Origin of the sequence: Aeromonas sp. (assembly GCF_050252055.1) — a bacterium.
Classification (GTDB): Bacteria; Pseudomonadota; Gammaproteobacteria; order Enterobacterales; family Aeromonadaceae; genus Aeromonas; species Aeromonas caviae.
On record NZ_JBFWLQ010000001.1, the window covers coordinates 555304 to 567407 of the forward strand.

The 12104-nt window shown below is 63.4% G+C and carries 13 protein-coding genes; 1 reads left to right on the plus strand and 12 read right to left on the minus strand.

The window, feature by feature from the left end:
* Nucleotides 1-39 precede the first annotated feature (39 nt).
* The 12 genes from AB7E19_RS02470 to AB7E19_RS02525 form a co-directional block, all read right to left on the minus strand.
* Nucleotides 40-1170, minus strand: coding sequence for a JmjC domain-containing protein (locus AB7E19_RS02470; protein ID WP_427934579.1), 1131 nt, complete (start codon nt 1168-1170; stop codon nt 40-42).
* Nucleotides 1171-1322: 152 nt separating this feature from the next.
* A complete protein-coding gene (gene purB, locus AB7E19_RS02475; RefSeq protein ID WP_010673617.1) occupies nt 1323-2693 on the minus strand; it encodes an adenylosuccinate lyase in 1371 nt (456 codons plus the stop codon).
* 30 nt (nt 2694-2723) lie between these two features.
* Nucleotides 2724-3335 (minus strand): high frequency lysogenization protein HflD, encoded by a 612-nt coding sequence (gene hflD / locus AB7E19_RS02480; protein WP_322131480.1) that lies wholly within the window; start codon nt 3333-3335, stop codon nt 2724-2726.
* Between the two features lie 347 nt (nt 3336-3682).
* Nucleotides 3683-4789, minus strand: a complete 1107-nt coding sequence (mnmA, locus tag AB7E19_RS02485) for a tRNA 2-thiouridine(34) synthase MnmA (protein WP_010673619.1) — start codon at nt 4787-4789, stop codon at nt 3683-3685.
* A 158-nt stretch (nt 4790-4947) separates the two neighbouring features.
* Entirely contained in the window at nt 4948-5415 is a 468-nt protein-coding gene (locus AB7E19_RS02490; protein ID WP_010673620.1) for an NUDIX hydrolase, read from the minus strand.
* A gap of 64 nt (nt 5416-5479) precedes the next feature.
* On the minus strand, nt 5480-6388 hold the full coding sequence (locus tag AB7E19_RS02495) for a pseudouridine synthase (protein ID WP_322131479.1): 909 nt from the start codon (nt 6386-6388) through the stop codon (nt 5480-5482).
* An 83-nt stretch (nt 6389-6471) separates the two neighbouring features.
* A complete protein-coding gene (locus tag AB7E19_RS02500; RefSeq protein ID WP_041213262.1) occupies nt 6472-6939 on the minus strand; it encodes a GNAT family N-acetyltransferase in 468 nt (155 codons plus the stop codon).
* Nucleotides 6936-7130, minus strand: a complete 195-nt coding sequence (locus tag AB7E19_RS02505; RefSeq protein ID WP_052688017.1) for a hypothetical protein — start codon at nt 7128-7130, stop codon at nt 6936-6938. Before AB7E19_RS02505 ends, AB7E19_RS02500 begins: the two co-directional genes overlap by 4 nt.
* A gap of 7 nt (nt 7131-7137) precedes the next feature.
* Nucleotides 7138-7899, minus strand: coding sequence for a DUF3142 domain-containing protein (locus AB7E19_RS02510; protein ID WP_216986810.1), 762 nt, complete (start codon nt 7897-7899; stop codon nt 7138-7140).
* Between the two features lie 3 nt (nt 7900-7902).
* Entirely contained in the window at nt 7903-10023 is a 2121-nt protein-coding gene (locus AB7E19_RS02515; RefSeq protein WP_427934580.1) for a hypothetical protein, read from the minus strand.
* Nucleotides 10024-10180: 157 nt separating this feature from the next.
* Nucleotides 10181-10963 (minus strand): hypothetical protein, encoded by a 783-nt coding sequence (locus tag AB7E19_RS02520; RefSeq protein WP_322131477.1) that lies wholly within the window; start codon nt 10961-10963, stop codon nt 10181-10183.
* 103 nt (nt 10964-11066) lie between these two features.
* Nucleotides 11067-11360, minus strand: coding sequence for a hypothetical protein (locus tag AB7E19_RS02525; RefSeq protein WP_039039249.1), 294 nt, complete (start codon nt 11358-11360; stop codon nt 11067-11069).
* Nucleotides 11361-11918: 558 nt separating this feature from the next.
* Here AB7E19_RS02525 and AB7E19_RS02530 point away from each other — a divergent pair.
* Nucleotides 11919-12068 carry a hypothetical protein gene (locus tag AB7E19_RS02530; RefSeq protein WP_010673628.1) on the plus strand — a complete coding sequence of 50 codons (150 nt, stop codon included), beginning with the start codon at nt 11919-11921 and terminating at the stop codon, nt 12066-12068.
* Nucleotides 12069-12104: the final 36 nt, after the last annotated feature.

Below are 12104 nucleotides of genomic sequence, written 5' to 3' on the forward strand. Positions count from 1 at the left end.
CCCCTCCCGGCACGTCGGGAGGGGCGGCAGCCCTCTGGATCAGCCGAAGAACCAGTAGCCGCGGTTGACCAGCCGGGTCAGCAGTTGCAGGAAGCCCGCCTGATCGGCCAGTTCCACCAGCGCGTCCTGGGTGATGATGTCCTTGTCGCACAGGAGCACGATGGCGGCCGGATCCTCGCTTGGCAGGGTCCAGGCTTCGCCGTCGATGTAGCAGGTGCGGCTCTCGCCGCTGAACCAGACGCTGCGCAACCCCGGCACCTTGATGGCGGGCTCCCCCTGACTCAGCAGGTCGGCCACCTCGTCGGCGCTGTAGTCCGGCTCCACCGGATTGACGTCCAGATCGTGCTTGGCCTCGGAGATCATGGTGCCGAACCACTCCTTGAACAGGGTCTCGTCGTCGAGGGCCTGTTGCATCAGCTCCCGCAGGCGGTGCAGCTCATGGGGCTGGATCTCCCCGTGGCGGGCGCGGGGCTGGAGGTCCGGGTCGCCGTAACGTTCGGTGCGGATCTCGTTGTCGATCAGGTGATCGGCAAAGGAGGAGACAAGGGCCTTGGCGTCCGGTGCGCGGAAACCCACCGAGAAGTTCAGGGAGGGCTCGATGGCGTAGCCCTCGTGGGGGAATCCAGGCGGGATGTAGAGGATATCGCCCGGCTCCATGATGACGTCGATGATCGCCTCGAACGGCTCGCAGTGCAGCAGGGCGGCGTGGGCGGCAAACTCGTTGAGTGGCTTGGCATCGCCAACCCGCCAGTGGCGCTTGCCCTGCCCCTGGGTGATGAAGACGTCGTAGTTGTCGATGTGGGGGCCGACACCGCCGTGAGGGGTGGAGAAGCTCACCATAACATCGTCAAAGCGCCAGCCCGGGATGAACTGGAAGGGCACCGCCAGCTCGTGCACCTCGGGTACCCAGTGGTTGCACGCCTGCACCAGCACGGTCCAGTTCTCTTCCCCCAGGTGATCGTAGGATTCGAAGGGGCCGTGGGCCGCCTCCCACTGGTTGTTGAAGCGGGTGACCAGGCGCGATTCGATCACCTCCTCCATGGCCAGACCCGCCAGCTCGTCCGGGCTGATGGGATCCTGAAAGTCGGTGAAACCGCCCTTGATGAGGAGCGGGCGCTTCTGCCAGTAGTGCTCGAGGAAGTGAGCGATATCCAGATTGAGTTGGTACATGGTGCTTCTCGTATCTTGTGAGAGGGCTTGCCCAAGGCGGGCTTGGGCAAGGGCTCTGAAATGGCCCGATAGAGGGTGATCATATCAAATGGGCCAAAATCAACGGGGGCCCTGCCGTCATGACAGAGCCCCCGCCGGTTCGGTTACATCACTTATTTCAGCAGATCGACCAGACGCTGGGCGTCGCCGATGTAGTTGGCCGGGGTCAGCTTCTTGAGCTCGACCTTGACCGCTTCCGGCAACTCCAGGGTGTCGATGAAGGTGCGCATCCCTTCGGCGTCGACGCGGCGACCACGGGTCAGCTCTTTGAGCTTCTCGTAGGGCTTCTCGATGCCGTAGCGGCGCATCACGGTCTGGATGGGTTCCGCCAGCACTTCCCAGTTGGCGTCCAGATCGGCGGCCATGGCGTCCGCGTTGGCTTCCAGCTTGGAGATGCCCTTCAGGGTCGCCTGATAGGCAATCAGGGAGTAACCCACCGCCACACCCAGGTTGCGCAGCACAGTCGAGTCGGTGAGATCACGCTGCCAGCGGGAGATGGGCAGTTTGCTCGCCAGGTGCTGGAACACGGCGTTGGCCAGACCCAGGTTGCCTTCGGAGTTCTCGAAGTCGATGGGGTTGACCTTGTGGGGCATGGTGGAGGAGCCGATTTCGCCGGCGATGGTGCGCTGCTTGAAGTGACCCAGGGAGATGTAACCCCAGACGTCACGGTCAAAGTCGATCAGGATGGTGTTGAAGCGGGCCAGGGCGTCGAACAGCTCGGCGATATAGTCGTGGGGCTCGATCTGGGTGGTGTAGGGGTTCCAGGTCAGGCCGAGAGAAGTGACGAACTCCTCGGAGAACTGGTGCCAGTCCACATCCGGGTAGGCGCTGATGTGGGCGTTGTAGTTGCCCACGGCACCGTTGATCTTGCCCAGCAGCTCCACCGCCATGATCTGCTTGAGCTGGCGCTCCAGACGGTAGGCGACGTTGGCCATCTCCTTGCCCATGGTGCTCGGGGTCGCCGGCTGACCGTGGGTGCGTGACAGCAGCGGCATGTCGCGGTACTCGACGGCCAGGCGCTTGATCTCGCTGATGAGCTTTTCGCAATAAGGCTTGATCACCTCTTCCCGGGCGGTCTTCAGCATCAGGCCGTGGGAGTTGTTGTTGATGTCTTCCGAGGTGCAGGCGAAGTGAATGAATTCGCTGACGGCGGCCAGCTCCGGGTTCACTTCCACCTTCTCTTTCAGGAAGTACTCCACCGCTTTCACATCATGGTTGGTGGTGCGCTCGATCTGTTTGATGCGGGCGGCATCCTGCTCGTTGAAGTTGCTGACGATGCCGTCAAGCACGGCATTGGCTGCCTCGCTCAGGGCAGGGACTTCCGGGATCCCGGCGTGGCTGGCCAGTTTTTGCAACCAGCGCACCTCGACTTCGACGCGAAAACGCAGCAGACCGAATTCGGAGAAGATAGGGCGCAGGGCATCGGCCTTGTCGCCATAACGACCGTCAATCGGGGAAACGGCAGTCAGCGCGGACAGCTCCATGGGGTGAACTCCTGATGATTGGTGTGGGGGTTAAAATCGTTTGGCCAGTTCCACCATCTTCTTGCGGGCGAAGATGATCTGGGTACGGCTGCCGCCGAGCTGGCGCCACAGCACCACGGCGCGGATGCCTGCGAGCAGCAGGGCGCGCACCTTGTGCTGCACCAGGGGCTGCTGCAGGAACAGCGGGGTGCCCGCCACCTGGATGCGCGGCCCGATGGGGCTGATAAGGTCGCTGTAGATGCTCGCCATGTTGGCCAGGATCTGCTCGTCGAGCAGATCGAAATGCTGTTGCTGGCGGCCGATCTGGCTGATCCGCTCCCCCAGCATGTTGAGGATGTCCTTGCGCTTGGCGAGCTTGCGCTCCAGCGCGATCAGGCTCACCACGTAGCGGGTCAGCTCGGCATTCTTCTGGCTGCCGTCGGCCCCCAGCTGTTCCGCCAGGGCGCGATAGCCGTCGCGAATGGCCAGGTGGCTGCCGAACACTTCCAGCGGCTGCGTGGGGTTGGTGACCAGAATGCTTTGCAGGCTCTCGCGCAGGGAGGCTTCGTCGCAGGAGCCGTCACGGGCCACTTTCTGCACCAGATAGGCGGCCTGGCAGATGCCTGCAAAGGCCATGGTTCTGTCTTGGAATTTGTCGCTCATATCTTCACAGCCCTGTTCTGTTCTTTCACCGGCCGATGCCATTATCCGGCCTGGAATGTGTCGGCCATGTCTTCACAGCCCTGTTCTGTTCTTTCACCGGCCGATGCCATGATCCGGCCTGGAATGTGTCGGCCATGTCTTCACGGCCCTGTTCTGTTCATTCACCGGCCGATGCCATGATCCGGCCTGGACGTTGCCAATCATGCATCGCTGCCTGGTACTGTTTTTCTTTGTCCCCTCTCCCTCAGGGAGAGGGTCAGGGTGAGGGTGGTTACCCCCTCATCCCCAACCCTTCTCCCGCGAGGGGAGAAGGGAGTACAGCGCGGACGCTCGTGAGCGTCCAGCCCTTAGACCGGATGGCTGAAACGTTGTTCGATGATGCCGCCGCCCAGACACACTTCCCCGTCGTAGAAGACGGCGGACTGGCCCGGGGTCACCGCAGCCTGTTTCTCGTCGAAGATGACCCGGATGGTCTCATCGTCGATGGGCTGGATCAGGCAGGGGATATCTTCCTGACGGTAACGGGTCTTGACGGTGCAGCGGCGCGGCGCGCGAATGGGGGTGCGATCCACCCAGTGCAGCTGGCTCGCGACCAGGCCGTCGGAGTAGAGGCGGGGGTGCTCCCCTTGCGCCACCACGAGCGTGTTGCGCTCCACCTCTTTGTCCACCACGTACCAGGCCTCTTCGGTGGCATCTTTGCGACCACCGATGCCAAGCCCCTTGCGCTGGCCCAGGGTGTGGTACATCAGCCCCTGATGCTCGCCGATGATCTTGCCGTCCACGGTTTCGATGGGGCCGGGCTGGGCGGGCAGGAACTTGGCCAGGAAGTCCTTGAACTTGCGCTCACCGATGAAGCAGATGCCGGTGGAGTCTTTCTTCTTGGCGGTGATGAGATCCAGCTGCTCGGCGATGCGGCGCACCTCGGGTTTTTCCAGATCCCCGACCGGGAACAGGCTCTGACCCACCTGGGCTTCGCTCAGGGTATAGAGGAAGTAGCTCTGATCCTTGTTGGTATCGAGGCCGCGCAGCAGGCGAGGGCGGCCGGTGCTGTCGTCACGACGCACATAGTGGCCGGTGGCGATGTAGGTGGCCCCCAGCTCTTCGGCGGCGAATTCCAGGAACGCCTTGAACTTGATCTCCTTGTTGCACAGGATGTCCGGGTTCGGGGTGCGACCCGCCTTGTACTCTTCCAGGAAGTGTTCGAAGACGTTGTCCCAGTATTCGGCGGCGAAGTTGATGGTGTGAAGTTTCATCCCCAGCTTGTCGCAGACGGCCTTGGCATCAGCCAAATCCTGGGCGGCAGAGCAGTACTCGTCCGTGTCGTCTTCTTCCCAGTTCTTCATGAACAAGCCTTCGACCTGATAGCCCTGCTGCTGGAGCAGGTAGGCCGAGACGGAAGAATCCACGCCGCCGGACATGCCGACGATCACCTTGATTTGGCTGTTGTCTGTCATTAGTCGAAGTTACCAGTTCGTTTAAACGGGGCGTATTCTACCAGAGTTTTGCGCCCCCGGTCACATCTCCCTGCCGCCGTTCCCCTTGGAAGCCCGGCGGCGGGAAATCGTTTTTCTTGTCTCGGCCCCATCGCGTCAAAAAGAGCGTCCAATGGCGCTTAGATAAAGGCCTTGAGTGCCGACAGCGGCAGGCGGGTGCCTGCCAGATAGTCCTGGATACACTGCCACACCAGGGGGCTTCGCAGGGCGGGCTTGCACTCGGCAATCTCCTCCAGGCTAAGCCAGTGACAGGCCAGTACGTCACCGTCGGGATCCTCTGGATGGTGCTGACCGGGCGACTTTTCAAGGTCGAAGATGACGGCGGTGCGCACAAAGGTGGCCTCGCTGTCCGCCGGTTTGAAGAGGTAGACCCCAAGCCAGCCGGTGGGCGCGGCGGTGAGTCCGGTCTCCTCCTTCAGCTCGCGGCAGGCCGCCTGGATGAGATCTTCTCCCGGCTCCACGTGGCCGGCGGGCTGGTTGAAGCGGCGCTTGCCCGCAATCTCCTCTTCCACCAGCAAGAAACGCCCCTGCCAGTGCACCAGGGCGGCCACGGTGAGGCGGGTGGGCAGCGGTGGGTGATCGCTCATAAGGACTCCTTGTCTTGTTGGCTGTGCCCCGGCGGGGGCGCTCGATGCAGATCCGCTGTCGCCTTCATTCAGAGGGCTTGGTGCGAGCCGGACGGCGGGCGGTGGTGCGCCCGCCGCTGCGATTGGCCTGGCGCGGGTCTGCCCCGCGGCGGTCCCGCCCCTGGGCTGGATCCTGATCTGTTGGCCGGGCGGTGCGGGGGGCACTGCGGCCAGTGCCCCCGGCTGCGGCGGATGCCCGTGGTTTGCCTTGCGTGGCGGCTGGTCGTGGCGCGGGTGCCAGCTCGGGGGCGGGCAGGGCGCGGCTCTCTCCCGGCGCCAGACCATCGAGGGTCCACTCCCCGATGGCGTAGCGGATGAGGCGCAAGGTGGGGTGGCCGATATGGGCGGTCATGCGCCGCACCTGGCGGTTGCGCCCCTCCACGATTGTTATCTCGAGCCAGCAGGTGGGGATCTCCCTGCGCTCGCGAATGGGCGGATTGCGTGGCCACACCACAGGGTCATCCATGATGCGCGCCCCGGCGGGCAGGGTCATGCCGTCGTTGAGTTCCACACCGGCGCGAAGGGCGGCCAGTTTCTCCTCGCTCGGGATGCCTTCCACCTGCACCCAGTAGGTCTTGGGGGTCTTCTCTCCCGGCTGGGTGAGGCGTGCCTGCAACTTGCCGTCGTTGGTGAGCAGCAAGAGCCCTTCGCTGTCTCGATCCAGCCTGCCCGCGGCATAGATGCCGGGCTCTTTGATGTAATCCTTGAGGGTCTCGCGGCCCCCTTCGTCGGTGAACTGGCAGAGCACCATGTAGGGCTTGTTCAGGAGCAGCAGCTTGCGATCCGCCGGGGCGGGGGCCGGTTTGCGCTCGTTGACTCTCCCTGCGTGCCGGGCCTCCCGGCGTTGGGATGGGCGCACCGTGGTGGGCCCGCTGGCCGTGCGGCCTGCGTCAGGGCGGGCGGAGAGGGAGAGACGGGGACGGGCTGATTTCATCGCATGCCTACCAAAAACAGGGGATGGCGGAGTGTACCACAGGGGGCGGCCATCAGGGGGAGAGCGGGGCTCACCCTCTCTGGTCAGGGGGAGGCGGTGTCCGGCGCCAGTGCGAGGGAGAGGCGCAGCATGTCCTTGTGCTGGATGCCGTGCTCCATCAGGGGCTCGGGATAGTGGATGAGGAAGTGATCCTTCACGACGGCATGGACGCGAAAGCCGTGGCGCTGGTAATAGGTGAGCTGGTGGCCGAAGCTGCCGGTACCGAGCTCGACGCGGCCTATCCCCTTCCCGGCCAGGTTCTCCAGCACGAAGCGCAGCAGGCCGGAGCCGATGCCCTGCTGCTGGCGGTTGGGGGCAACGGCGATGTTGAAGATCTCGGCGGTTTGCTCCCCCACCAGGCCCGCCACGCAGGCCCCCACGACCTCGTTGTCCGCCAGGGCGGCAAAGCCCCAGGCCCCGGGCAGGTAGGCGGCGATGCGCGACGCGGCGGGATCGGCCTCCAGCAGCAGGGCCAGCGGCAGGTGGGCGGGGTCCATCTCGACAAACGTCATCCTTGTTTCTCTCCCTGTTTGTGACGCCGCGCGCCGCGCAGCACGATGGCGGGCTTGACCGATGTGGTGGCCCGGACGGCGTTCCTCTCGCACGGCATCTCGCCCGGTGTGGATGCCACCAGCCGGATCAGGGTCTGCCACTGCTGCTTGCCGTGGGCACGCCCTTGCCCCTGTGTCCCGATGGGGTTCACCCGCGTCTCAGTGGGCGTCATGCCGGGGAACAGGGGGACTGGTCCCCGGGATCGGCGCCGGGCGGTTGAGCAGGAAGACCACCTCGCCCCGGTAATGGGGGGAGGCGGCCAGTGTTGTCTGCCAGGCGGGATCCCACTCCCCATCCTGCACCAGCCCTACCTTGAACGGGATGGTCAGGTGCGCCATGGCGGGCAGATAGGCCTGATAGCCCGGCACCGTGCGCGTGCCCTGATAGGTCTGGATCACCAGCTCGTCCACGGGCAGGCGATTGAGCTCTGCCACGTCCCCCGTTTTCGCCCAGTCGAGCAGCCCCGTCACGCTGAGCTTGCACCCGGGAGGCAGGGCGCGCCGCAGTTGTTGCAGGGCGTTGCCATAGCGATCGAGCTGGCGGGTCGCCGCATCGAAGTCGATCTGGATGCCCGCCACCCTGGCCCCGGCCGCGCGCCACCCCTCGTAGAGGCGCACCAGCACCTGCTCGTGGGCGGGGGAGAGGGGGAGGGCGTTGACACGCACCACCAGCCAGACCTGCCCGGCCTTGAGGGGGGAGGGAACCCGCCCCAGCTTGACGAAGCGGGAGCCGCCGGGCCTGTCCAGGATCTCCCCCTGATGCAGATAGAGGGTGCTGGCCTGTTCCAGTACCGGCTGGTGGCGGGTGGCGGACCAGAGCCAGAAGGCGTCATAGGCGCTGGCATCGACACTGGCCTCAAGGGGGGTGGCCAGGGTCGTCAGCAGCAGCGCCAGCAGGGCGCGTTCAGGGGGTCTGCTCATGGCTCACCAGTAGTATTTGAGGGATCTGGCCCACACCGAGTTGCCATAGCGCTGCTTGAGGGTGTTGAACCAGGCCTGCCGGGTGCGTTTGGGGATCTCCTGGCTGTCGCAACTGTTGTAGCCGGAGGGGGCATAGCACTGGATGGCGCGATAGAGGGCATAGCTCTTGTCTTCGGGCTCCGCCTTGGGGTTGGCCATCACGGCCTGATAGAGGGCGAGGCGACTCGGGAACGTGGGGCGCTCGTCTTGCGCCAGCCCCCAGATCATCTCGCGATCCTGCCACAGGTCGATATGGGGATCCCGGCTGCGCAGGTACTCCCCGAAGCAGTTGAGGGCATGACCATCGTCGGGGCGCTGCACCAGGGTGCCAAGGGTCTGGGCCAGATCCCGGCAGTGGTAGCCCTGGGGCGTCCCCTCTCCGCGCCACTGGAACGCCGAGAGGCGCACATCCCCGTTGGGCACGGGTTCCCAGGGCGCGTCGGCGGGAGGGGTCGCCTCCTTGTAATCGGCGGGGATGAGGGCCACATCCTGCAAGAAGGTGGCCGGGTCGCTGGCGATGAGATCCCGCACCAGCAGGGTATGGAGCGCAATCTGCCGCTCCGCCGCGCTCGGGCCCTGACTGGCTTGCTGGCGCAACAGGGCGGGTTCGGCCTCCTGCTTGAGCACGGCCGCGCGGATGCGCAGCTGGGTGATGGGGCTGCCGGGCTGGAAGATGGCGGCCGTGTTGCCGGTGCGTACCCAGTGATCCGCCAGCACGTTCTCCACGAACGCCTGCTGGGCCTGACCCAGGGGGGAGGCCACCAGCGCCATCAGGGCCTGCTCGGCCTTGTCGAAGGCCTTCATGCCCTGCCAGGCCCAGATGCGCAGCATCTGGTGGCTGAATGCCAGGGTGGCGTCCTCCTGCCCGGGGGAGGGCAGGGCCAGCACCTGCTCGAACTGCTTGTCCAAAAAGAGGGCATAGGCCTTGAGATAGGCCGCCTGCGCCTGGTGACCGGTTTTTTGCAGGTGCGCGATGGCGTCGTCCAGCTGGGCATCTTGCCAGTCCCGCGGCCGCTCATAGGTCGGTCTGAGACCCCGCAGGGCATTGACGAACAGCAGCGCCGGCTGGGCCGAGTCCTGATAGGCCGCCTGATGGCGATAGGCATCGCCACTGAGCAGGGTGAGATCGATCTCGTTGACCAGGGCCTCCAGCGCCGGCAAGGGCTGGCGGGTTGCCATGGCCTCGTCATAGGCATCCCGCAGGGCGCCGAGATCACCGGCCATCCACTGGATGCGTCTGAACAGTCCTCTGGTCGAGCTGGCGTAGCGCCCTTGCGGGTAGGCCGCCAGATAGGCCTGACCCTGGGCCATGGCGCGGCGAAGGGCCTCCTTGTCACTCCTGGTGACGTCCTGATCACCGTATTCGTCCTTCGCCTCCTTCATCGCGAGGTTGATCTCCGTGCGCATCACCATGTAGGTCGCGCTCTCGGCCACCCAGGGGGCCTTGGCCTGCTGCAAGGCGGCAAAGCCTGCGCGGGCCTCCTCGAAGCGGCTCTCGTAGAAGTGCCGGGCAGCCTGCAGATACCCCTGCCACTCCAGGGCAGCACCGCTCATTTCGGTAGCGGGGGCCGGGCTCTCCTGCTGCCCCAGGATCAGCAGACGGCTTCGCAGCAGCGACGTGCGCTCCGGGGCGGGCACCTCGCTCTGCTCGAGGGCGTCCAGAAACGCGCTGACCGAGGAGAGGGAGTTGGAGATGGCGTGGCCGTAGAGGGAGTCGTGGCCCGCGTAGTGCTCGAGCAGCGGGGGGAGGGACGGGTCGTAGGCGGCCAGCCGGCTGCCGAGCTGCTCGCGCAGCGCCGGGTCCTCCACCTCCTCCGGCTGGGGGAGGCGGGTGAGGTAGAACAGCGGCTGGCTGCGCTCGTTCAGCGGATCCGCCGGCAGGGTGAAGGGGAGGGGGTGATGCTGGGCATCCCCCAGCAGCATCAGCAGGTTGCCCCGGGTGTCGTTCTCGTTGAGATAGAGCGGATAGGTGGGGAGAGGGCAGTCGGTGAGCCAGAAGCCGCACCCGTCACCGTCGCCGGAGGCGAGGGCGGGCAGTGCAACCAGCGTCATCGCCAGCACCGAGCAGTGGGTCAGAGATGTCATGGGATCGCTATCCGTTTGTGGGCCCGCGCCGTGCGTGACGCCCGGGCCGGAAAAGGGGGTTCGCAGTGGCGGGCAATAGTACGAAACAGGGTCACAAACGACAACCCATTATGACCTGGTCGGCGCTCTCCCTGTCAGGACGCCTGCGCCATGCCGTCTATTTCGGGGCGGCCTTGTCAGGCCGGTAGCGGGTTTCGGTTATCTGGTCGAGGCGCAGGATCAGGGTGTCACCCCCCTTGAGGCGATAGGCGCAGTGGGCGGTGTTACAGCCGATGCGGATATGGGGTTCATCCCCCAGCAGAGGGGACTGGCTATGGGCCTTACTCTCTGGCCAGTTGCCTTGTTCGAGGAGGGTGATTTGGTCTTTAGCGAGCTCTTCCCCCATAGGTTTGATGTGTTCTGACGCCATGATGACCAGCAAGGGAGGCAGTATAAAAACAGTAAATTTGAAGTAAGTACGTTTTAACCAGCTCAAACAGTGGAAGGTAAACGGAGCAGGATAGTGATGAGCAATCTTGCCTCCTTCTTGCACAATGGGAAGCCGCTCGACAAAGCGAAATAACCACCATGAGAGCCTCAGCCGCCATTTCACTTTGAAAAATAAAAATGTGAGCGAGAGAAACAGTCCGGCTACCGCCGTAACGAGCGGTAGCACATAGGGTAAGAACAGTTGAATGAGAAGATAAAACCCGTGGAATAAGGTGGTGTCTGGGGGGAGAGAGAACTCATCGCTCTTCAATCCGAACTGTCCTAGGTAGCCGTGGTAATAACGCATACCCACAAAGTAGACAGCCGCAGTCAGTATTGGCAAAAGTGCACACAGAATGCCGACAAATGCCAGCATGGTCTCTTTCTCTTGTTCCTCGTCTTTTACTGCCCGTAGCGCTTGCAGATGCTTCTTGAGCCACTTGCGCTTCAGTGCGGTTAAATCCTTTTCCATCTGAGATGTCTCCCTGTCCCGAGCGCGTGCTCTTTGCTGCTTCGCGGATGTCAGCATCTGCCATCGCCATACATCGCCATACAAAAAGAGAGAATGTGGATGCTTATATCGGGGGCTCTTCGGTGCGAAAGAGCGCCTTGCCGCAGGCGAGGCAGGTGTGGCGAAAGCGATGATCAGGCCAGCCGGTCTGGGGGTGGCCCAGCACCTTGTCGGAGCCGCAGGCGCAGCAGCGCGCCCCATGTTCATCGTCGATGGCGCATTCGGGATGCTGGTGCAGGTAGTCGGCGCGGGTGGGCAGGCGCAGCCAGTCGGGCTGGGCATGGCGCTGGTTCCAGAAATAGCACCCATAGAAGGTGCCTGCGGCGACGGGCAGGGCAAACCACCAGAAGAGATCCATGTCATGACTCCGACGAGAGGGGATGAGGGCGGCAACAACCCGCTCAGCAGGCGTGGTGCGGCTTCATTTTATCGGGGCGGGAGTGGGGCGGGATATGCCCGGATGGGTAACAAGCGAACCTGCTGGTGGTCGGGTTGGCAAGCCGCAGGGCCGGGGTTGGGGATTATCTATCCATTAAAGAGATGGGTTGTGTCATAACCCATCGCATTTTTGGATGGAAATGGGGGCCTTTCCGGTCGCAAAACTCGGAGAGCGGGGTGTTTTTGTGAAAAAAAATGTGCATACACTCGTCATGCCGATCTCAAGGGAGTCATTGAGCTAGTGATAAATATCAAGATATTGATATCAATGGTAAAAATAGTGTTTTTATCAGGCGTTTTCAGGGTGAATAATGGGGTTTCATAAGGAGCTTCAACCCATTTTCTAGATTGGTTTTTGCATAATCAATCGTTTATTTTGTTGGACAATTGGGGAAAACCTGGTGTCCAATCGGGTGAGCAGGTTGGCCAAACAGTGCCGTCAGCCAGTGTGTAACCCGAGATGTAAGGAGACATCCTGATGGAAAAACTTGACCAAAAAATCGACACCATGCGCCAGGAATTCGAGTCCCAGGGGCAAAAACAGGCCCAGGACAGATGGCAGGCCAGGGTCGATGAACTGCAACGGGAGCGCAGCGAAGCGCCCCAGCCGGAAGCGGCAGAACACTAGCCCCTGGCGGCCTTGTAGCCACCAAGTGAGCGCATA